The sequence below is a fragment of the Spirillospora sp. NPDC048911 genome (genome assembly GCF_043198015.1).
GTDB lineage: Bacteria > Actinomycetota > Actinomycetes > Streptosporangiales > Streptosporangiaceae > Spirillospora.
Window position 1 is genome coordinate 319488 of record NZ_JBICUD010000005.1, and the last position, 20463, is coordinate 339950.

Below are 20463 nucleotides of genomic sequence, written 5' to 3' on the forward strand. Positions count from 1 at the left end.
GGGGGGGTGTGGCGCCCCCCCGGGGGGCCGCCCCCGGGGGGGGGGGGGGGGGGGGGGCGGGGGGGGGGGGGGGGGGCGGCCCCGCGGGGGGGGGGGGGGGGGCCCCCCCCGGCCCCCCCCCCCCCGCCCCCAGCAAAGGCAGCGCCATGACCACTGAGACCACCAGTTCGTATGTCGGTGAGCCCCGGTATGCGTGGGACGTTCACTTGGTCGATCAGGCCGACCGGTCCGAGGCGGGCGTGAGCCGGAGTCAGGCTGAGGCGGTAGCTCACGTCCAGAAGGCATTGCGTCGGGCTGCGGCTGGCGCCTTCGGCAAGGTCCGGAAGGTCGCCGTCAACGGTGCGGGAAACGGCCCCTACGTCGATCTTGAGGTCATCGGCGAAGCCGAGCAGACCGGGACCGGAGTCGCATGGCGGGGGGCGGGGCGATGAGTCCGGACACGCGCCCGGTCAGGGACGCCGATGGCGGCTGGCGTCTGCCGATCCCCTACAACCCGAGGCGGTTGTACTGGACGCTGTTGGAGGTGTCGGATCCGGTGCGGGTGCTGGACCGGACGAGCGAGTCGGAGATCGAGCCGGTTTACGAGTTGGCGACGCGCCGCGGGGTGTATCTGATCCGGCGCACCAGCCATCCCGGTTGGCCGTGGGTGCATGAGACGCCCCCGACCAGCCACAAGATCGCGCTGAAGTGGTGGCGTGAGATCTTGGCCGGGAGGGCGCGGTGATGGCCCATTTTTCCGCGGAGCCGCCTAAACCGGTGCTGCTGCCGATCGAGGAGGTCAACCGGAGGCGGCGGCTGGTGCGGCTGCTGACCGACGAGCTGAGGGCGCGTGGTCGGCACGTGTCCGACCGCGGCACCGCGATATGGGCCGCAAAGCAATTCCTGGGGCCTGGACGCGAGATCACTGTCATCGGCGGCGACTTCGTCTGGCAGCAGGGGAGCTACATCGGGGCGCCGATCGCACCTGTGAAAGACGTGCCGCATGCGGCGGACTTGATCGACAAGGAGCTTTCCGCCATGTAGACCCCCGCGATCTCGGGCGAACTTCCCCGTCCCCGAGGTCGCGGGCAAGGCGTGTGCCAGTCGCGGGTTCGTCCCCAACAGACCGCGACCTCCGCACCCGCCCCCAACAAGAAGGGACCACCCGGTTCCGTGAGGAGGAGTCTCACATGACCATCGCCCCTGAACGGGTGACCACCGACCAGAAGAAAGGCCGGGATCTGGTCACCCCCGAACTGTTCGAGACGCTCTCCGCCTACGTGGAGAAGCACCAGGCCATCACCCGCCCGTACGCCGAGAGCGTGATCGAGCAGACGCTCGTCTGGCTCAACGCGTGCGCCGAGTACCCCACCGTCCGGCTGGGAATGAGTGAGTCGGTCGACCCTGGCTGGCATGCGTTCATCCTGCACAGCCAGGAGTACACGGCGTTCTGCCAGGAGCGGTTCGGCTGCTACTTCCACCACGTCCCGCCCGCGCCCGGGAACGTCATGGACGCCGAAACGATCGCGCGCACGCTCCCGGCCCTGCACGCCACCGGCTACGAGGTCGAGGAGTCGTTCTGGACCGGGGCCCTGTACCCCTGCTGTCCGCCCGACCCGTGTCTCGCCGCCACCCAAGAGGAGGACGTCAGCTAGGACACGGAGCGTTGTACGTGCCTGGTGAATCACGATCGGATGGCAGGCTCTCCCACATGGACCGAATCGAGTGGGGGAGCCTGCCGCCGACGCTGCACGATGCGGTACAAGACCACATCGGCCCAGTGATCAAGGCCGAGCCCAGCCCTGAAGGGCGGCGGTCAGCCCTCGCTGCCACCGTCCACACCCGAGCCGGACAGCGCCTGTTCCTGAAGGGCGCTCCGATCGACAATGCGCGGTCGGTCGGGGACCTGGACCGCGAGGCCGCCATCGCTCCGTATGTGACCGCTATCGCGCCCGAGCTGGTGTGTGACGTCACCGCAGCGGGCTGGCGGCTTCTGGCCTTCGACTACGTTGAGGGGCGGCGCGCGAACTACGCGCCAGGCTCCCCGGACCTGCCTGCGGTAGTAGAAGCGGTTACGGCCTTGGACACTTTGTCGTGCCCGGATGAGGTCCCGTTGAAGTGGTTCGACGCCCGCTGGTCGACCTATGCAGCCGACCCCCGCCAACTTGCGGTCCTGGCCGGCACCGCCGTCTTGCACACCGACCTCAACCCCGGCAATCTCCTCGTCGGCCCGCAGACCGTCACCGTGGTCGACTGGGCCATGGCCAGCCGCGGCGCGGCCTTTGTCAACCCCGCCGACCTCGTGCTCAACCTGATCGCCTGCGGACACGCACCGGCCGAAGCCGAGGCCGTAGTTCACGAAGTGGCCGCGTGGCGTGACGCCGAACCGGAAGCCGTTGACCACTACGCCCGGACGGTCGCGGTCGCGTGGCTGCAAGCCTTCTGGTCCTACACCCACCCATGGGCCCGAGCAGTCGTACGGGCTGCCCAGCACTGGGCCCTCTACCGGATGGCGCGCTGAACGACGAAGACGGCCCGCTCTCCCCGAAGGAGGAGGGCCGGTTTCGGTTGCGGAGTCTTATCGAGCCTATGGTCAGGGTCGGGAACAGGAAGAGCGGAGATCTGCCTGAACTCGATCTGATTAGATGGTTAGGCCAGTGACCGCAAACGGGTGACGGGATCGGGTATGGCGTCGCGGTGCGTGGTGCAGTGCGAGGACCACGGCTCGTTCACGGTGATCGCGCTGGTCGGGGAGCTGTGGCTGCCCACGGTGGAACAGGCCGAGCTCGACATCATGGCCCGGCCGGTTAAGCACGGCGAGTACCTGATCTTGGATCTGGCGTTCCTGACGTTCCTGGACTCGGTAGGGCTGAATCTGCTGCTCAAGGTGTACCTGAGCGCCGAAGCCCGAGGTGGCAGCGCGTGCCTGTCCGGCCCGCTGGCCCTCAACGTCGCCCGCGTCTTGCGCATCACCAACCTGGATCAGCGCCTGACCATCCACCTCACCATGAAAGAGGCCCTGCAAACACGGCCGCCACCCCCCGCCCGACCCCCAGCGCCACACCCGACGCCCCGCGACGGTGGTATCGAGACCGGCCAGCCGGCACCGGAATGACGAAACGGCCCGCCCTCCCAAAGGAGGACGAGCCGCTCCGGCCAAGACCGCGAAGTCATGGCGGCTCGCCGGTCGGGCTTCCCCACCCGCCGACGATCACAGGTTACCGGCGGACGTACACCGGCGTGCCCTTGGCCATCCCTAGCGACAGCACGACCTTTCCCGCCGTGGGGAACCGCTGCTCGATGACGCGGCCGAGCACGTAGTACGCGACCTCGACGAGGCCGACCACCGCGGCGGCCAGGACGACGGTGAGCATCTCGGTCAGGTGGGCGGGGACGACGACGCCGACCGCGAGGGCCAGGCCGAGCAGCGCACCGACGACCTTCGAGACCACGGTACGGATGATCGAGTTGAGCATCATGCCTCCAGACATGCGAAAGCCCCGGACCGATCGGCCGGGGCGACAGGGGGTTGGAGCGGGTCAGGTGATGCGGGCGGTCCAGGCCGCGGCCCAGGTAGCCGGGCCGACGACGCCGTCCACGGTGAGGCCCTTCTCGGCCTGGAAAGCACGGCACACAGCCTCGGAGTCCGGGCCATACGCGCCGTCGGCTGTGAGGCGCCAGCCGCGTTTGCGCATCTGCGTCTGCCACGTGCGGACGTCTGAGCCCGTCATGGTGGGTGGCTGGGTGATGTTGCGGCCCGGCCAGCGCGGCGCCTTGTCCGCGGGCTTGGGCGGTTTGCTCGGCATCGGCGCGTTGTCGTAGGCGGGCCGGCCGTATCCGGCGATCGAGCTGGCGGAGCGGACGCGGCGGCGGCACGAGTCGCTGGTGTTGCCTTCGATGGTCTGGACCCGGCCGTCGGGCAGCACCCTCTCGACGATGCCGACGTGGTCGATCGCGTCGAGTTGGTTGGTGGCTCCCCAGTCGAAGAACACGATGTCGCCGGGCCGGCACTTGGCGACGTTCGCGGCGGTGCCGCCGTACCAGCGCCTGGCCTTGCGGAAGTCCTCGGCGTGCCAGACGGTGTACGCGCGGTCTCCGACGGGGAGCACGGCGTCGGCGTTGCCGGAGCGGCGGGCCCATTCGGTGACCGCGATGTCGCACCAGGCGGCGCGGAGGAACGCGTCGCCGTGGCGTGACGCGTATGCACGGGTGAGTGCGTTGGGCCGGCCGGAGGTGCCCAGCCACTTACGAGCCTCGGCGATCATCGCCGCAGCGGTGCCCATCAGGCACCGTCCCCGCGGAATACACCGTCCTCGTTCGGCTCGCCGTAGAGCTCGACGAGGACCTGGTCCTCGTCGAGCTCGGTCGCGGGCGCCTCGGGGTCGGGGAGGTGGATTGAGGCCATAGAGGGGTCTCCGATCTAGTTGGCGATGATCGAGATGACGGCGATGCCTGCGGTCAGGGCGCCGAACACGATCGTCAGGACGATGGCCGTGATGGTCAGGCGGCGGCGGGCCTGCTCGTCGAGCCGCTCCTGGAGGCGTTTGTCGCGCTCGTCGAGCTCGTCGCGGGTGATGGTGATGCGTTCGAGGTTGTCGAGGCGTCCGTCGAGGCCGTCGACCTTGTTGTCGAGGGCGTCGGCGCGTCGGTCGCCGGTCTCGGCGCGCTGGAGGAGGAGACGCACGTCGCCCTCGATGCGGGCCAGGCCGATGCCGACCTCGCGCCGGAACTCGCTCAGTGCCAGGGCGGCGTCGGGGTCGGGCATCAGGCGGTCCGCCACAGTGTCAGGTTCGAGTTGGCCAGCACGGTGGCGTTGGTGCCGGCCGCGGCCGTGCCTTGGGCGAAGCGGAGCTGCAGGTTGCCGCTCACGCCTGGGGTGATCAGGATGTTTTCGATGGCGACGCGGTGGACTGCGTCGGCGCCGCCGAGGGTGAATTCGGTGGCGAACGACCCGGATACGCGCGATTGCGCGGCGATCAGGCTTACGCCGACGCCTGAAGTCGGATCCGGGCCGATCAGCCCGCGGCGGCCGATCGTGCCGGCGGGCACGGCCCAGGCATAGTCGAGGTCGCCGGTGTCCTCGGCGGAGTAGTAGAGGACCAGCCGGCCGCGGTAGCTCGCGCCGCCCACCAACGGCAGCGCAAGCTGGGTGTCGTCCACCAGGACCACGCTGTTGGTGACGACCTGGTCCGAAGTCTTGATCGCCTCCAGCGGCTGCATCGCGGCGAGCAGGGCGGCGGTGAGGCGCTGACCGGCGGTGAATGTGGGGTAGGGCAAGGGTCGCCTCCTACAGGGCCACGATCGTGGGGTGAGCCAGACGCACGTCGGCGTCGGTGAGGTGCGCTTTGGCGATGCCGTTGACCGACCGGGTGACCGTGAGACGCTGCGGGTTGTGCAAGCGCACTTCGGTGATCTGGAAGGTGACCGGGAACGCGTTGGTGTTGGCTGCCGGCACGTAGCAGTGCAGCCCGGCCATCCCGGCGGCGTAGGTCGTGTCGTAGGCGCGCATCTGCCAGTCCGGCTCAGCCGAGGGCGCCGACCACACTTTGGCTGACACCCATCCGTCCTGCACGGCCAGACGCATCCTGTACGTCGTCCCGGCGCCGACGGTCAGCCCCGGGATCACCATGTCGGCGGCGAGTACGGTGATGGCTGGGTCGCGGCGCTCGATCTGGAGGCTGATCGTGCCTGTGGTGCGCAGCACGGCGCGGCATGTGTAGTAGTTGGAGATGGTCGGACTGACGCACGCCATCAGCAGCACGTACAGGTGATCGCCGGTGATGGTGGCCGCGGGCGAGGTGAACGCGATCTCGATGTCCTGGCTTTCCCAGCCGCTGGGCAGGTGGGCGAACCCTGCCGCGTCCCGCGCCGATATGGCTATGCGCCCGGCGTCGGACGATACAGAGGTCGCAGCACTCGACCCGAAAGTCGTCCAGGCCAAGCCCTCGGGGGTGCTGCCCCAGCCGGACGCGACGGTCCGGGCGAACCCGTCGACCACTCCGTCTGCGACGCCGGTGACTGTGCACTTTTCCCCGCCGATCTGGATGTCGAAGGGGACGTCGGCAGGGTCAGCACTCCAGTACCCGCCAGCGGTCGTGGACACCAGCAGGGTCGTGTCATCGGTGTCGACGGTCGCTGCGAGGTGGCTACCGCCGGTGTCCAGTCGGCCGAGCAAGGGATCGTCCAGGACCCCGATCGTCCACGGCCCAGCGGGGACGGTGTTGTAGGCGATAGTCCACTCGTGCATGCCCAGGACCTCGGTGTAGCCGTCGACCAGCAGGTCGACGTCACCGGGCGGCATCCCGGCGGGCAGGCCGGTCACCCGGATCGGTGACCGGATGTCAACCGCAGTAGCGGGCTCGATGAGGTCAGGGTCGCGATGCAGCCAGACGCCAACGACGGGGTAACGCAGCTCGTCCCAGGTGCCCAGGTGCACCCGCCACCCGGCGTGGTCACGCAGCACCGAGTCATCGGCCAGGTTGAGAGTGAGCGCCTCGTCGTACTTGCCGACGCCGGCGGGCGGAGGCTGGATCGACAGCGGCCCGTCCTCCCGGACCACCTGGGCCGACGACCCACCCTCGCGGCTGATCGTCATGTCGTTGCGGACGGTCTGGTCATCGTCGTCCGGCTCGAACGGCGCGGCCAGGTTGGTGAGGAAGTCCAGCGTGAGCAGCGGGACGCGGTTGTAGTCGCTGGCGCGGGACCGGTACCGCAACGCGGGCCAGTCTCGTTGCTCGTGCAGCGTGCCGCCGTCGGCGTCGCCGGACTCCTCCAGCAGGTCCAGTACCGGCCGGGGCCGCTGCGGCCCGAGCAGCGCGGTGTCGCTGGCGGTTCCGATGAGGCCGACGGTGATGCCCTCCTCGCGCGCCAGGCGGCTGATCCGGGTGGCGGTCTGCTCGGCGGTGTAGCCGCGCCCGGCAGCGACGTGGCCGAGGATGGCGTTCTCGCGCGAGCGCGGCGCGACGATCAGGTGCGTGACGATCCCTGCTTGGTCGAATCCGGCCGAGGACGTCGACATGTTGATGCCGGCGGCGGTGATGGGGGCGATGGTGTCGCCGGCCGAGGCCGCGGAGAAGTCGTTGACGCCGTCGACCTTGACCGTGGCGACCACGTCGGCACCGACTTGGGCGCCGCTGACCAGTACCTGGACGGGGCCGCGGCCGCGCAGGTCGGTGTTGCCGCCCGCGCTGATGACGATGCCGCCGCCGACCTGGCCCGACTCCAGCAGCAGTCTGCCGTTGATGGCGGTGCCGGTGTAGATGGACCAGGCCACCGAACCGGGGCTGCCCGGCGTCCGCCATTGCAGCACCGGGCTCAGTCCGTTGGCGCCCATGTCGGCGGGCAGGTCCAGCCACACCGCGATGGTCCACTCGGTCATCCCCGTGCTGGGCACGGCGCCGAACAGCCTGCCGGTCTCGCCCACCGAGATGCCGGTGCCGATCGCGCCGGTCAGCTCCTGCCCGAAGTTGACCTCGCCGACCATGCGCATCGGTGCCAAGCGGGGGTAGCCGGGCGCGGCCTGGGTCGCCTCGGCGGCGTCCTCCAGCGGCCACCACGCCGAGTAGGCCGGGCTGGCGCCGCCGATGGAGCGGCGCAGCGCGGTTGAGATCGGCTTCTTGCCCTGGCCCAGGCGGCGCAGGATTCCGGCGGCCACGATGGGGACGTACTTGTCCTCCCCTGACACGTCCCAGCGCGGCGGCCACGACGACACCTCGCCGTGGAAACGGTACGCGCGGTCGGTGATCGCGGCGTCGCCGGTCAGCGACCAGACCCGCCCGGCCGAGTCGGTGAACGACGTCGCCCCGGGCGGCTGGGCAGAGAACACCGGCGCGGCGACCAGGGCGCCGTTAATGCCGGAACGGACCTCGGCGGCCTGGACGTGGCTGCGGACCTCGGCGCCCAGCAGCTCGCCGACTTGGAGCGGCGCCGTCGAGGAGAAGATGGAGGTGACGCCGGCGCCGGTGACTGCGGCGCCGAGCTGGGTCCACGAGCCGCCGATCGTCGCCGCGGTGTAGAAGGTGCACGTCCACCCGCCGGAGCCGTTGTTGACGTCCAGGGTAGCGCGCAGGGCCTGGTGGCGTAGCTCAGCCGGGACTCGCACGGTCGAGGTAGCGGCGAGCACGTTGACGCCGGTCGTCGACCAGAAGAGCGTGAGGGTGCCGTTCTCGTTGAGCCACAGCGTCCATGACAGCTGGCCGCCGTCGAGCCACTTGGACACTAGCCCGGCGCTGGTGTTGCCCCACTCCTCGACGGTGGCCTCGACGCGTACGTCCAGGTCTCCGACGATGTCGAGGGAGGCATGGTCGGGGGTGGTGGCGTTCCCGGTCGTCCCCGGCAGATACAGGGCGGTGCCGGCGGCCGGGACGCTGACCCGGATCGGCGTGTTGCGGCCGATCTTCCCGAAGTACGGGCTGAGCGGGTTACGGGCGCTGTACTTGCCGTGCCGGTTGTTGATCGTCAGCGTGCATGACCCGGGGCCCACGCGGCTGCCCTCGTCGGCGCGGCCCCGCCCGATGGTGATCAGGTCCCGCAGGTACACGTCTTCGGTGATGTCGGTCCACTGGCCGCCGATGGACAGCTCGACCAGTACATCCAGCGGATCGGCGGGGAAGGCCACGTCACACGCTCCCCGTGCCGAACGCCAGCTGCACGTTGCCACGGCCCTCGATCCGCACCATCTTGCGCAGCAGCCGCAGCAGTTCGGCGTCGGCGCCGCGGGTGTCCAGCACGACGCGGACCATCCCGCCGCCACCGACCCGGCCCAGCGGCCGCACCGCCGCGCCCTGCGGCAGATGCACCATCTCCGGACCGGCCTCTCCGACGACGGCGAACCCGGCGCCGGTGATGTGCCCGCCCTTGGCCAGGTAGGGCAGTTTCGGCATGGAGAACCCGGCGCCGCCCATGCCCGGCACCCAGAACGACAGCCTGCCGACGGTGTTGTTCCACAGCCACGAGATCCCGTTGAACCCGGCCTTGAACGGCGCCATGATGATCGATCCGATCTGGGACAGCGCCCCGCCGATCTTGTTCGGCAGGGTCTTGATCCAGTTCCAGACGGTGACGCCGCCGTTTTTGATCTTTCCCCAGTTCTTGACGATCGCCAGGGTGGCCCAGCCGATCGGGCCGGCGAGGATCGCCAGCAGCAGGGGCCAGTTCTTCTTGGTCCAGTCCCACACGCCCTTGATCGCTTGCCACACGATGTTGAAGGCGCCCTTGACGATGTCGCGGAACGTCTCCGACTTCTTCCACAGCAGCACCAGCCCGGCCACCAGCGCGACTACGGCGATGATGATCAGCCCGATCGGGTTGGCTGCCATGGCGGCGTTCCATGCCCACTGCACGCCCGTGGCGACCGTGGTCGCGGTGGTGGCGATCGCCTGGTAGAGCGCCCACAGTTTCAGGCCGATGGTGATGACACCGAGGATGGCCGCCAGCGTGGTGAGCACCGGGACCGGCACCGCGGACACGATCTTGGCGAGCGTGAGCGCGACGGCGGTGGAGGCGCCCAGCAGCGGCGCGAGCGCGATCAGCAGCTGCCCGGCCGCGAGCGCGAACGTGCCCAGTTCTTGGCCGCCCTGGCGAGCCAGCTCACCGAACTTGGCGAACCCTTCGGAGTGCTTCAGCCCGGCGCCCCATTTCGCGAACGCCTCCGAGCCGGCGACCATGCCGCCGGTCAGGTCTCCCATGCCGGTGTTGGCCGGCAGCAGCGCGGCCACCAGGCCGCCGAGGCCGATGGCGAGGTTCTTGACGGTGGTCAGCAGGTTCGTCAGCGCCGGGCCCGCAGCCTGCGACATATCGGCCGTCCACTCCTTGAACCCGGCCGACTGCACCCCGGTCCGTACTTCGCCGAGGAAAGAGTGCATGGCGCCGGCGGCGGCGTGCACGAACGGCGTGAGGGTGGGCAGCAGCGACCGCAGCAACTGGATCCCGGAGGTGACCACCGGCATCGTCTTGGGTGCCAGCGAATCCGACCATTGCTTGTAATCGTTCTTGAGGCCGACGAACGCCAGCGCGGTGGCGCGGGTCGCCGGCGACATGTCCGCCAGCGCGTTCTTGTACGCCTTGGTCGCCTCGGCGGCCTTCTTGCCGCCCTCGGCCGCGGCCTCCTGTGCCTTGGCGTACAGGTCGGCCGCCTCGGTGACCGCGGTCATCTGCGGCTGGACCGCGAGCTTGAACGCTTGCCCGGCCGCGCCGGCCGCGGCGAACGAGGCGGCCACTCCAGCGAGCGCGACGGCGGCGGCACTGGCCGGCGCGATTCCCGCCGACAACCCGGCGAACGCCTTGGTGGCGACGGTCCCAGCGGTGGCGAACTTGTCGCGGACGTTCTTGAGAACGCGGCTGACCTTCTCCTTGGCGATCAGGTTGAAGATCAGGGAGGTGTCCGAGGCCACCAGGCACCTCCCTCTGATCTGCAGTTATGTAGGACGGCGCTGTGTGGTCAGCGCTCCATTTCTTCCTGGGCCTTTCGCATCTGCTCGCGGTAGGCGTCCAGCCAGGCCAGCAGTTGCTCTTCGTCCTCGACGGTCAGCAGCCGCCACTCCCATGGGCGGACGCCGAGCAGATGTGCCGCATCGCCGAGCGCGTTCAGCCGACGATCGGCAGCCGGGCTTTTCCCGTCTCCTCGATCTCATCGTCGTAGGCGTCGGCCATCTCGGCGTCGATCTGTTCCAGCGCCGCGGCCAAGTCGGCGCCGGTCAGCTGCCCGGCGATCGCCTCGCGCATCTCGGCGTACTCCCCGCGGGAGAACTCCAACCGCAGCTCGTCCCACGCGAAATCCACGTCGTCCCACTTGGTGGTGGGATGGTCGCGCTTGAGGAACATGAACAGCAGCGCGCGGCGGCTCAGCGCGCCGCCCTTCACCACGTCCTGGGTGAACTCGGCGAAGTTGCGGCCCGTGCGGCGCTCGAGCATTTCCCGCTCGGCCGACATGAGCTTGTTGGGGTTGTACCGCCAGCGGGTCGGCTCGTCGGACCCTTCGGGCTGGTAGACCAGATACAAGGTGGGTCTCCTCTGCTGGGTTGGGAGAATCAGCCGCGTGCTCGGGCGGCGATCCGGGCCGCCATGTCGTCCAGCGCCTGCTGGCACGCGCGCCGGTAGCTGTCGGCGTCGGCGGCGACGGCGCGGTCGAACCACTCGACGCGGCCGAACTGGACGCGCCAGTTGTCACGGCCGAAGGTGTCGGTGCGCCAACCTTTACGGCTTTGGGTGCGCTTGGGGGCGTTGGCGAACCCCCGGATGTTGGGGGTCTTGCGGGCCTTGATGCGCGCGCCGGTCCACCGGCCGCCGAGCTTGACCTCGGGGCGGATGCGCTTGGCGATCGACGGCCGCAGCGCGGGTGAGGTGCCGGGGCCCGCCGACGACATCGCCATGATCCCGGATTTGGCCTGAGCCGCCGCAGGCTTGAGCGTGTCGCGCAGCTCCTTGGCCAACTCGCGGCGCAGCTGCTTGCCATCCTCCTCGGCGCGGATCGCGGTGACCAGCCACTCCAGCCCCTCGTGCTGAATCCGCATGCTGATCGCGTCGCGAGGCATGAGCCGAGCTGCTCAGGCGACGGCGCGGGTCACGACGCCCGACGTCGGGAAGGACATCTTGGCCGACGCGTCGTCGCCCACCGACCCCTCCAGCGGGTTCCACCCCTTGATCAGGATGGAGCCGGTGTACTTGGGGTTGGAGGCGCCGACGGCGGCTTGGTCAGCCCGCACCTCGAACGGCACCACGGTGCCCAGCAGCGGCCACATGATGCTGTCGAGCTTGGTCGCGGCGAAGTCCTGCTTGAACTCGCACGCCAGCTCTGCGCTCTTGAGTCCGCCCAGCACCTCCTTCCAGCCGAGGCTGGCGTAGCTGGTGATGTCCTTCTCTTCCACCTCGACGCTCAGTTCGGCCTTGTTGCAGTACTCGGCCAGAGCGTTGGCGTTGATGCTGAGGTACTGCGCGAGCAGGACCATCTTGGCCATGGTTGATCACCTGATCCCGATTGAGGAAACGAACATGAACGACGGCGTGGTGCCAGAGATGGTCCAGGCGACCCGCCACCAGGTGTCGGTGATAGCGGTCCCGTCGGTGCGCAGCGTCTGCCCTCCCGCCGCGGTCGCCGCGGTGAACGTCAGCCTGGTGGTGGGCGAGGCGAACCCTGGCCCGTCGTCGCTCTCCACCCGGGCCGTAATGGAGGGGGTGGCGGTGCCGGCCACCGACAGCACATGCAGCGCCGCATACAGCCGCTTGCCCGCGGTGACGGCGCCGAGATTGAGCGCGGTGCCGCTGCCCGAGGAGGTGCGCGCGGTGCCGGGCGGATGCGCGAACTGGCCGCGCACCAGTGGCCAGGCCGAGGACGCCTTGCCTTTCCACGGCGCGACGTCGCCGATCTGCCCGCCTAGTGAGTAGTCCGCGCGCAGCGCCTGGGTCAGGTAGGCCAGGCTGCCGACGGTGTCACCGGCAGGCCCGACCGTCCACGGCCCGATCCCGCCCAGCTGCGCCCAAGAGGCATCGTCGACCAGGCTCGGGTCGCCGGCCTCCCACTGCCCTTCTCCAGTGAGCTCCGCTGACGCCAACCCTGCCAGGACCTCTTTCCACCCGCCCGAGCGGTAGTTGGTGACGTCCTTGACCTCGTGCTCCCCGGAGATCTCGACCTTGTTGGAGGCGCCGGACAGGTCGGCGCCGACGGCGAACAACCTGACGTCGGTCAGTACCTGCTTGGCCATGTCAGCTCCCGTCTCCGATGACCTTGATGACCAGCTCGGCGCCGACGTACTGGGTGCCGGCGTGCTCGTACCAGCGGTAGCCCTGCACCCGCATCACGTGCAGGTCGTCGGCCAGCCCGCCCAGCGCCGCTCCGCCGGGCGCGCCGCGGGCTGCCTCGATCGCGGTCTTGAGCGACGCCGGACCCGACCCGGACAGCAGCGCGTCCAGGATCTTCTGCGCGGCCTGGTCGTCGGCGCGGCCGACCAGCACCCGGCACGTCAGCTCGATCTGGTCCAGGCCGCGGCCGAACGCCTTGTCGTACTCGACGCTGTATTCGGCCGTGAAGAAGTGCGGCTCGGTCACGTCGTCGGGCACGAACCCCGAGGACGTCAGTTTGCCGACCCCGGCGGGCAGCACCACGGCTCGGGCCGCGTCGGCGATCGCCTCACGTACGGCGGAGATCTGCACGGTGCCCCCTATCCGAACCCGGGCAGGACGTAGGGCTCGATCAGCGCCCACACGTCCGGGTCACGGCGCGACAGCCGCACGACGCCCCACTCCGCACTACTGGTGACGCCCTCGGGGCTGTCCTTGCGCTTGAACAGCCGCCCGGACTGGATCAGGGCCGCCTGGACGATGGGGTCGGGGAAGGCGGGCCAGCCGAACCGGGTGGTGACCCGCACCCGCGTGCTGGACGCCAGGCCGCTCCAGCCGCCCGGCCGCCGGCGCAGCCCGGTCACAGCCACGCCGTCGGCCAGCGCGTTGTCGGGCTGGGTCTCGACGTCGGTGACCGCGGTCCAGGTGCCGCCCGATCCGACCTCGACGACCAGGCCGGAGGTGTCGCCGATGTCGTCGACCAGCAGCAGGTCCCCGTCGTCGTTGCACGCCACCCGCCCGGCCGGGGTGTAGACGCGCTGCACGGGGCCGGGGTCGAGCCAGAACCGGCGGCCGGTGGCCTGGTCGATCGAGCGGGACGCCGACGCCCGCGCCTGGTTCAGCAGCAGGTCGCGGGTGTTGTCGTCCAGCGCGATCTTCAGCGCCACCTTCAGGGTGTCCAGCTCGATGTACTCGTTGGCCACCGGGCAGCCCTACGTGGTGGCCTTGCCCGGCGCCTGCCGGCCCTTGGGCTGCGCCGAGCTGGAGCGCGAGCCCTTGCCCGTCTTCGCCGGGACAGCGGGCGGCTGGTGGCCGCGGATCCGCAGCTGCTCGTCGACCTGGGCGACCCGGTCATCCATGCCGCGCTGCACGTAACCCTCGCGTTCCCGCAGCAGCGCCGCGACCATCGGGTCCAGCGCCTGGGGCTCGTCCTGCGGTTCGGTGTCCACCTCGGCGTGAGTGTCCGGCGGAGTCGGCTGGTCGGTCATCGTGTCCTCCCTGTGGGTGGCGCACCGGGGCCCGCCGCGGTACGGCGGGTCCCCGGCGCTGGCTGGATGGGCGCCGGATCAGGCGCCGGTGAAGGTGGGCGCGACCAGGCCGGTGCCGCTGATCTTGCGGGCGTGCGGCTGACGCTGGAAGGTGAAGGCGTAGTAGCCGTAGACCACGAGCACGACGCCGAGCGATTCGACCTTGGCCTGCTCGGCGCGGATGTAGACCGGCGCGTCCGGGTCTTCCCACAGGTGGCATTCCTGCCGGTCCACCAGGTAGATCTCGTCCTCGTTGGTGTTGGCGCCGAGGTTCACCGCGATGTTGTTGTCGACGATGACCGGGGTGCCGTTGGGCAGAATGCCGCGCACGCCGCGGCCGTAGGCTTCGGCGTAGTTGGCGCCCAGGGTCTGGGCGACCACGCCCGGCTGAGTGATCAGCGGGTAGGCGGTGCCCATCGCGTTCTGCATCCAGTACCAGCGCCGCGAGTGCATGACCGCGAGGTTGTCGCCGGACGCCTGGTCCAGCAGCGCGCCCTCGACTCCCGACAGGCCCTCGATCACCTTCGGGTACAGCTCGGCCGTGGTCGGGGTGCCGTCGGTGTAGGTCACCACCGTCGCCGCCGCCGACAGACCGACGGACGCGACGTTGATCATCGTGGTGTCCAGCCGCGAGCCGTAGGCGCGGAACAGGTCGTCGAGGATGACGTCCTCGACGCCGGTGCCACGTTCGATCGACTGCCGGGAGGCGGTCTGGCGGCCCGCGGCGGTGCGCACCGGGATCGACAGGGCGGTGTCGTCCATGTCTTGCTCGGCGACGTTGGTGTTCTCCGACGCCTGGTTGTCGACGTTGGTGCCGGTCGTGATGCGGGAGATCTCCACCGTCATGCCCGTGGGCGGCAGCACATGGCGGCGGCAGGCGTCGGCGAACGGCCGGTTCGCGCGCGCCAGCGGCGCGTACATGTCGGTGAGGTACTGCGGGATCACCAGGCCGCCGAACGCGCCGGTGCCGACCGCGCGGGTTTCCTGGCGGATCTGGTCGCCGCGTTCGGTGCGCTCCTCGCGCATGTGCCGGGCCAGCCGGTCACGGGCGTCGTAGTCGCCCAGGAACGCCGCGGCGACGTCGCGCTGGAAGGCGCCGCCGCGCGGGTCCTCGTCCGGCCGGTAGGTGCGCTCCTCGGCGCCGACCCGGGCGACCCGGTCATAGGCCGGGGTGCGCTGCCCGGTGGGCGTGGTGCGAGCCTGCAGGGCGGCGATCTCGGCCTCGCGGGTCTGCTCGGCCTCCAGCTCATCCAGCGCCTGCTGGCGGCGGGTGACCTCGGCGTCCGCGGCGTCGCGGCGGGCGACCTGGGCAGTCACGGCCTCCTCGGTCAGGTTCTCCTCCGAGCGCAGCGCCATCAGCGCGTCCTGCTCTTGGGTGCGTGCGGTGATCGCGGTGTCCAGCGCGGTGCGCGCCTGGGCGATCAGTTCGGCGAGCGTCACGGCTCGTCCTCCCTTGGTCGTCGTTGTCACTCAGGCGCCCCGGTCCAGACAGACGGCCACCCGAGGCCATGGCGCCGGGTGGGCTCGTGCGCGCAGAGCGCAGGGCAAACAACCCGCACACCGGTGCGGGTGGTCAGTGGGACCGGCCTGCGGAGGCCGGTCGGGGCCGGTCAGCGGGCGAGCGCGATCTCCAGCAGCGCGCGGGCCCGGCTGGACGGCGCAGCGGGCTGCTTGCGCAGGGCGGCGTCGGTGGCGGGGTTGGCGCCGTACCCGACGATCGCGACGTCGCCGCGGTGGATGTCGTAGCGGGTGATCCGGTACTCCATGTAGTCCGGCGACCATTGCCCGGCCTCGATCCGGAACGCGAAGCTCATCTCATCGATGAGGCCGGCGCGCAACTTGGGCGCGATGTAGGCGACGTCATGGTCGGCGGGGTCCAGCTGCGGCGCGTGCACCGACAGGCCGGTGTCGTCCTCGGCCAGGACCAGGGTGCCGGTGGTGGTGCGGGCCATGCGGCGCAGCTGGTCATGCCCGAGGACGAACGGCACGTCCAGGTCGGCGCGGGCCAGCGACTCGGCGCCGGCGCCGGCCGACACGATCTCGGTGTACGGGCCGTAGTAGTCCCACATCTCATAGCCCTGCTCGTAGGCAGAGGCGTGCCCGACGAACTCCAGCAGCCCGCCGTCGCCGGCCTCGCGCAGCTCGATTCGGGCGCGCACCCGGGCGACCGCGCGGGAGGCCGGCGGCTCGGCGGAGCGGCGCTGCGAGGGGCGGTCGGCGCGCTGGCGGATGTGCTGGGCGCGGGCGGCCGCCGCGGCGGCACGCGAGGTCGCGGTCATGAAGCGGCTCCCGAAGAGGTCGCGGTCGTGGGCTGGATGCGCGGCGCGCCGAACAGCACGTCGAACTCGGCCAGTTGCTCGGGCGTGAACGGCGGCAGGTCCTCCAGTGCCCGTGCCTCCGATGGCGCCAGCGTCCGGGAGGCGATGCGGGTCTGGATGGTGCGGGCGCGGGCCTCGGGGTCCATCGCCAGCAGCGCCGACCGGTTGAGCTTGACGTAGCGGGGACCGGGGGTGAGTCCGCGGCTGAGCGCGGTCTCGCGGCGGCTGACCGCTGGACCCAGGTTCATGATCAGGAACTGCAGGTTCCGCTGGGTGATGCTGGCGTAGGTGATCGAGCCGGTCGACACGGCGGCGTCGATCATGTCGGCGGGGCAGCCGAAGAACCGCGCGATGTCGGTCAGCCCGAACTCGCGCGCTTCGATGAACGCCGACTGCTGCGCCACCGCCTGGATCGGCTTGTACTCCCAGTCGACGCCGTGTACGAACAGGTCGCCGGTCTGCACGGCGGCCCGAAAGTTGTCCTTGGCGATCTTCGCCTCGGCCTTGTTGATGGTCTTGGCGGTGTTCTTCAGCTCGGCCAGCGGGACGGCGCCGCCGCCGAACCACTCGCGCGCGAACTTCTGCGCGTTCAGCGACTCTTCGATGGACCACGCGGCGTAGGCCACGGGCGACAGTCCCATCGGCAGCCCGGCGACGGTGAACTGCTTCTCATGCCACACGTCCCAGGGGTCGTGTTCTTTGCCGGCCACGACGTACTTGGTGATCTGCGCGCCCTTGGCGCGCACCGCCACATCGCCCAGCGACAGCAACTCGATCCGTCCCGGCAGCCCGCGGCCGTCCGGCCCGACCACCCCGGACCGCTCAGTGATCAGCCCGAACGCGTTGCCGGCGCGGTCCAGGTCGACCTGGGTGGAGTACAGCCACTCCTGGATGCCGACCGTCTCACCGCCGGGGGTGACCAGCACCGGCGGTGTGGGCACCTGGACCTGGATGCCGTTGACGCGCCGGTAGACGTCCACCGGCATCGTCGAGACCAGGTCGGCGCGCAGCCGCAGGCACGCCCAAACCGCCGAGTGGCGCAGTGCCGTGTCGCGGGTGACGGCCACACCGGACTGGGTCCGCAGTGCCCGCTGGGCCGCCAGCAACTCCTCGGGGCTGGTCAGCTGGGCCTCGCGGGTGAACGCGGTCCGCACCTTCGACCACCAGGTCATGTGTCCACCCCTCAGCCGAACGAGTCCGCGACGTCGTAGTCGTCCTGCAGTACCGCCAGCCGGGTCAGCAGCGCCCACCGCGCGAGGGTGACGGCGACCAGCGGGGAGATATCCACCTGCGCCGAGCGGCGATGCCAGGCCCACGCGTCCCCCAGGGGCCGGGTGCGGGCCCCGTTGACGGCCGCCGTCAGCGGCACCTGATCCAGGTGCGCCAGCTCGCCCTGGCGCATCGCGTCGGCGAACTGGCCACACGCCGCGACCACTTCCCCGACCCGCGGCACCGCCAGATCACCACGCTTGGGCTGCTCGGGATCGTCCGGCGGCCTGATGTCCCGCGCCGCCAGGTCGTCCAGCAGCGACCCAACCGGGCCCTTGGCGTCCAGCGCCACCGCCACCGGATCCCACAGCTTCACCAGCCGCTCCAGCGCCGGGACGATCCAGTCCGTCCCCGTCCGCCGGTCGACCAGCTCGACATGGATCCGGCCGTCGGTGCGCAGCGACGCGACGCCGATGGACGCCCAGTCCCGTAGCGGCGCCACGTCCACCGCCAGCGCCAGGTCCTGGCCGGGCTGCGAGGCGGTGTCGACGAGGCGCGGCCAGCGGTCCTTGGGGACGTTGGGGTCCTCGGGCGGCGTCGCCTTGCGGGTGCGGTTCAGGTACGCGCGATCGAACTCGGCGGGGTCCAGCTTCTCCAGCTCGGCGCGGACGATCGCCTCCGACACCGTGTGCCCGAGCGCCGGCATGCACGCCCGCCACGTCGCCGGGTCATCACGCGGCATCTCCTCCGGCGCGAACCACTCGAAGTAGGCCGCGGCCGGGTGCACGCGCGTCTGCCACAGCTCCTCGATCAGCGCTCGACCGGCCGCGCGTTTCTTGTTCAGCCACACCGACTTCTCGGTGCCGCCCGCCGACGCCCACCACAGCTGCGCCATGGGTCGCGTCAGCATCGCCGGAGAGAATGCCTGCTCCAGCCGGTCGTCCTCGTGCGCGAACGCCTCGTCGATCACGCCCAGATCCAGCGGCGGACCGTGGCCGGCCTTCTCGGTGTTGGAGGTGATCCCCAGCTTCGAACGGGTCGCGCGCCACAAGACCGCCTCGTTGCCGTTGGTCTTGCGGACCCGGTACTTGCCGGTCAGTTTCGACTCGTCCAGCGTGACCAGGAACTCGTCTTCCCAGCGGGTGCGCGCCATCCCGCGCGTCTGGGCGGCGTACACCACGTTCTGCCGCGACCAGGCCATCACCCGGTGCACCATCACGCCGAGGATCTGCTGGGTCTTGCCCTGCTGGCGCGGCACCGACAGGCCCACCTCGCGATGCGCAAACAACCCGGTGGCCGGATCGATCTCCAGCGCGACGTCCAGCACGTACCGCTGCCAGGGCATCGGCGGATATCCCAGCGCCTCCATGACCCGCGCGGCCCGGCCGCCCAGCGTCGGGTACTCAGGCCGCCGCGGCGTGCCCCACCGCGGCGGGCACTCCAGGCCGTACAACTCCCGGCACTGGGCGGCGAACTCACTCGGGGGCCGCCAGGTCACCGAGGTCGTCATCGTCCTCCTCCGCGGCCCGGCCCTCCAGCAGCTGCGCGAGCGTCTGGCGCAGCTCCCGATTCAGCTGCGGCAACTGCCGCCCGTCCTCGCCGCCGCCCTGGTCGATCTCACGCGCCAGCCGGTAGGCCATCTCCGACAGCGACGGCTCGACCCCCACCAGGTCGCCCAGCTGCTCGACGTCATCGCGCACGGCCTTCTCGACCGGGCCTGCAACGCTCCCCACAGCGACCCCCGATCATGATCGTTCCCGTGGCATTCGGCCCGGGGGGAGAAAAAGAAAAGCTGGGCGCGAGGCCATCCGGCTCCTCTTGATCAAAAGGCTCCCGTGCAGCGGGCTGCGGTCACGTGCGGTGATCCTTGTGTCTGGCGCGACGTCTCCACCTGACCAGGGCGATCACACTGGCAACCGTTCCAACGCCAGCCACCGCAACTCCGATGGTCGTTAGAACCAAGAACGCCCTACGAACGCTGTCTGATTCGTCGCTGGGGGCCGCATTTTCCCAACGGTCTGTCGAAGTCGGAATGAATGTCGTTGTGGGCCTGAGCCGTGTGGTTCTCGATGGGTTGGGCGTGGGCCGGGTAGGAGTTGGGCGAGCGCTGCGAGGTGTAGGAGTCACGGTCACGGTTACTCGGAGAGGCATCGGGCGGTCGCTCGGCACCTGGCCAACCGAATCGCTGGGGGTGCCGCCGGTGACCATGACTGCGGTCATCAACCCGAATATTCCTGTAATTAATGCGCTGGCGATCGCAGCAACCGCAGCTATCCAGGGCCTGGGCGACAAGTCAGGTGATGACACTGGCCTTCGCCTGCGCTGGTGGTGCAATCGGCTCAGCCGCTCGGAACGCTGGCGGATCGAGCCACGGGCCATGAGCCTGAACCTACGTCACGATGCGGATCCAGAGTCCGTCACAGCGTGGCCGAGCCAGGACACCTCCGTCACCATCAATCCAACTGCAGTCAGGGCAGCGGGCCGTACCAGTCGCGCGAGGTGACGAGCCTGCCCGACATGCCGCCGTCGCCCTTCTCGTTGTTGCACTTGCGCCCGCATGTCGGACACCCGGCCACGCCGTGGATGGGCATCAGGTTGTCGGGATCGTCACGGCTGCCGCCCTTGAGCGGTGAGGTCAGATGGTCAGCGGCATCGGCGCCAGCGTGCCCACACCAGTGGCACACGTCCGACTCGGCCAGCATCTGCGCGCGGCGACGGCGGTAGGGGCGAGATCCCAACTCGGGGCGCCGTACCCCCATTGGCACCCCCTGGACATGCGAAAGCCCGGCGCGCTGGCCGGGCTGTTTCAGGGCATGCTGAAGATGCCTCAGATCATGAGTTATCCACAGGCCCACTGTCAACTGGACTCGTGCGGG

26 protein-coding genes are annotated in these 20463 nt (G+C 70.1%); 6 read left to right on the forward strand and 20 right to left on the reverse strand.

The genetic code is table 11. The annotated features are described in order from the left end of the window. Positions 1 to 146: 146 nt before the first annotated feature. The 6 genes from ACGFNU_RS24325 (at position 147) to ACGFNU_RS24350 (ending at position 3094) form a co-directional block, all read left to right on the forward strand. The gene (locus ACGFNU_RS24325) at positions 147 to 431 is read left to right on the forward strand and encodes a hypothetical protein (protein ID WP_392597038.1); all 285 of its coding nucleotides are present in this window, start codon (positions 147 to 149) and stop codon (positions 429 to 431) included. Further along, on the forward strand, positions 428 to 724 hold the full coding sequence (locus ACGFNU_RS24330; protein WP_392597039.1) for a hypothetical protein: 297 nt from the start codon (positions 428 to 430) through the stop codon (positions 722 to 724). Before ACGFNU_RS24325 ends, ACGFNU_RS24330 begins: the two co-directional genes overlap by 4 nt. A 32-nt stretch (positions 725 to 756) precedes the next feature. Then, a complete protein-coding gene (locus tag ACGFNU_RS24335; protein WP_392597041.1) occupies positions 757 to 1023 on the forward strand; it encodes a hypothetical protein in 267 nt (88 codons plus the stop codon). Positions 1024 to 1169: 146 nt separating this feature from the next. Further along, positions 1170 to 1634 (forward strand): hypothetical protein, encoded by a 465-nt coding sequence (locus ACGFNU_RS24340; protein ID WP_392597043.1) that lies wholly within the window; start codon positions 1170 to 1172, stop codon positions 1632 to 1634. Between the two features lie 56 nt (positions 1635 to 1690). Further along, positions 1691 to 2500 (forward strand): phosphotransferase, encoded by an 810-nt coding sequence (locus ACGFNU_RS24345; protein ID WP_392597044.1) that lies wholly within the window; start codon positions 1691 to 1693, stop codon positions 2498 to 2500. Between the two features lie 165 nt (positions 2501 to 2665). Next, on the forward strand, positions 2666 to 3094 hold the full coding sequence (locus ACGFNU_RS24350; protein ID WP_392597046.1) for an STAS domain-containing protein: 429 nt from the start codon (positions 2666 to 2668) through the stop codon (positions 3092 to 3094). Between the two features lie 103 nt (positions 3095 to 3197). Here the strand turns inward: ACGFNU_RS24350 and ACGFNU_RS24355 are convergent, their stop codons facing one another. The 20 genes from ACGFNU_RS24355 to ACGFNU_RS24450 all read right to left on the reverse strand — a co-directional run bounded on the left by ACGFNU_RS24355 (position 3198) and on the right by ACGFNU_RS24450 (position 20346). After that, complete coding sequence (locus tag ACGFNU_RS24355) at positions 3198 to 3470, reverse strand: hypothetical protein (RefSeq protein ID WP_392597048.1); 273 nt, start codon at positions 3468 to 3470, stop codon at positions 3198 to 3200. A gap of 48 nt (positions 3471 to 3518) precedes the next feature. After that, complete coding sequence (locus tag ACGFNU_RS24360; RefSeq protein ID WP_392597049.1) at positions 3519 to 4262, reverse strand: peptidoglycan-binding protein; 744 nt, start codon at positions 4260 to 4262, stop codon at positions 3519 to 3521. Then, a complete protein-coding gene (locus tag ACGFNU_RS24365; RefSeq protein WP_392597051.1) occupies positions 4262 to 4384 on the reverse strand; it encodes a hypothetical protein in 123 nt (40 codons plus the stop codon). The genes ACGFNU_RS24360 and ACGFNU_RS24365 overlap by 1 nt, the downstream gene beginning before the upstream one ends. 15 nt (positions 4385 to 4399) lie before the next feature. Further along, complete coding sequence (locus tag ACGFNU_RS24370; RefSeq protein WP_392597052.1) at positions 4400 to 4759, reverse strand: hypothetical protein; 360 nt, start codon at positions 4757 to 4759, stop codon at positions 4400 to 4402. After that, positions 4744 to 5256, reverse strand: coding sequence for a hypothetical protein (locus tag ACGFNU_RS24375; RefSeq protein ID WP_392597054.1), 513 nt, complete (start codon positions 5254 to 5256; stop codon positions 4744 to 4746). The genes ACGFNU_RS24370 and ACGFNU_RS24375 overlap by 16 nt, the downstream gene beginning before the upstream one ends. Before the next feature lie 10 nt (positions 5257 to 5266). Beyond that, positions 5267 to 8596: a hypothetical protein gene (locus tag ACGFNU_RS24380; RefSeq protein WP_392597056.1), complete on the reverse strand. Its 3330-nt coding sequence runs from the start codon at positions 8594 to 8596 to the stop codon at positions 5267 to 5269. Between the two features lies 1 nt (position 8597). Further along, positions 8598 to 10370 carry a hypothetical protein gene (locus tag ACGFNU_RS24385; RefSeq protein WP_392597058.1) on the reverse strand — a complete coding sequence of 591 codons (1773 nt, stop codon included), beginning with the start codon at positions 10368 to 10370 and terminating at the stop codon, positions 8598 to 8600. A 193-nt stretch (positions 10371 to 10563) separates the two neighbouring features. Then, the gene (locus ACGFNU_RS24390; RefSeq protein ID WP_392597059.1) at positions 10564 to 10977 is read right to left on the reverse strand and encodes a hypothetical protein; all 414 of its coding nucleotides are present in this window, start codon (positions 10975 to 10977) and stop codon (positions 10564 to 10566) included. Between the two features lie 29 nt (positions 10978 to 11006). Next, positions 11007 to 11510, reverse strand: coding sequence for a hypothetical protein (locus ACGFNU_RS24395; RefSeq protein WP_392597061.1), 504 nt, complete (start codon positions 11508 to 11510; stop codon positions 11007 to 11009). A 12-nt stretch (positions 11511 to 11522) separates the two neighbouring features. Then, positions 11523 to 11933: a hypothetical protein gene (locus ACGFNU_RS24400; RefSeq protein ID WP_392597063.1), complete on the reverse strand. Its 411-nt coding sequence runs from the start codon at positions 11931 to 11933 to the stop codon at positions 11523 to 11525. A 6-nt stretch (positions 11934 to 11939) separates the two neighbouring features. Beyond that, positions 11940 to 12677 (reverse strand): hypothetical protein, encoded by a 738-nt coding sequence (locus ACGFNU_RS24405; RefSeq protein ID WP_392597064.1) that lies wholly within the window; start codon positions 12675 to 12677, stop codon positions 11940 to 11942. Between the two features lies 1 nt (position 12678). Continuing rightward, positions 12679 to 13125 (reverse strand): hypothetical protein, encoded by a 447-nt coding sequence (locus tag ACGFNU_RS24410; RefSeq protein WP_392597066.1) that lies wholly within the window; start codon positions 13123 to 13125, stop codon positions 12679 to 12681. A gap of 8 nt (positions 13126 to 13133) precedes the next feature. Further along, positions 13134 to 13736: a hypothetical protein gene (locus ACGFNU_RS24415; protein ID WP_392597067.1), complete on the reverse strand. Its 603-nt coding sequence runs from the start codon at positions 13734 to 13736 to the stop codon at positions 13134 to 13136. Between the two features lie 9 nt (positions 13737 to 13745). Beyond that, the gene (locus tag ACGFNU_RS24420) at positions 13746 to 14021 is read right to left on the reverse strand and encodes a hypothetical protein (RefSeq protein ID WP_392597069.1); all 276 of its coding nucleotides are present in this window, start codon (positions 14019 to 14021) and stop codon (positions 13746 to 13748) included. 78 nt (positions 14022 to 14099) lie between these two features. Continuing rightward, a complete protein-coding gene (locus ACGFNU_RS24425) occupies positions 14100 to 15500 on the reverse strand; it encodes a phage major capsid protein (RefSeq protein ID WP_392597071.1) in 1401 nt (466 codons plus the stop codon). Between the two features lie 170 nt (positions 15501 to 15670). Beyond that, the gene (locus ACGFNU_RS24430; protein ID WP_392597072.1) at positions 15671 to 16339 is read right to left on the reverse strand and encodes an HK97 family phage prohead protease; all 669 of its coding nucleotides are present in this window, start codon (positions 16337 to 16339) and stop codon (positions 15671 to 15673) included. Beyond that, positions 16336 to 17550, reverse strand: a complete 1215-nt coding sequence (locus tag ACGFNU_RS24435) for a phage portal protein (protein ID WP_392597074.1) — start codon at positions 17548 to 17550, stop codon at positions 16336 to 16338. The genes ACGFNU_RS24430 and ACGFNU_RS24435 overlap by 4 nt, the downstream gene beginning before the upstream one ends. 11 nt (positions 17551 to 17561) lie before the next feature. Then, on the reverse strand, positions 17562 to 19097 hold the full coding sequence (locus tag ACGFNU_RS24440; protein WP_392597076.1) for a hypothetical protein: 1536 nt from the start codon (positions 19095 to 19097) through the stop codon (positions 17562 to 17564). Then, complete coding sequence (locus ACGFNU_RS24445; RefSeq protein WP_392597077.1) at positions 19063 to 19320, reverse strand: hypothetical protein; 258 nt, start codon at positions 19318 to 19320, stop codon at positions 19063 to 19065. Before ACGFNU_RS24445 ends, ACGFNU_RS24440 begins: the two co-directional genes overlap by 35 nt. A 735-nt stretch (positions 19321 to 20055) precedes the next feature. After that, positions 20056 to 20346 carry a hypothetical protein gene (locus ACGFNU_RS24450; RefSeq protein ID WP_392597079.1) on the reverse strand — a complete coding sequence of 97 codons (291 nt, stop codon included), beginning with the start codon at positions 20344 to 20346 and terminating at the stop codon, positions 20056 to 20058. Between the last annotated feature and the right edge of the window lie 117 nt (positions 20347 to 20463).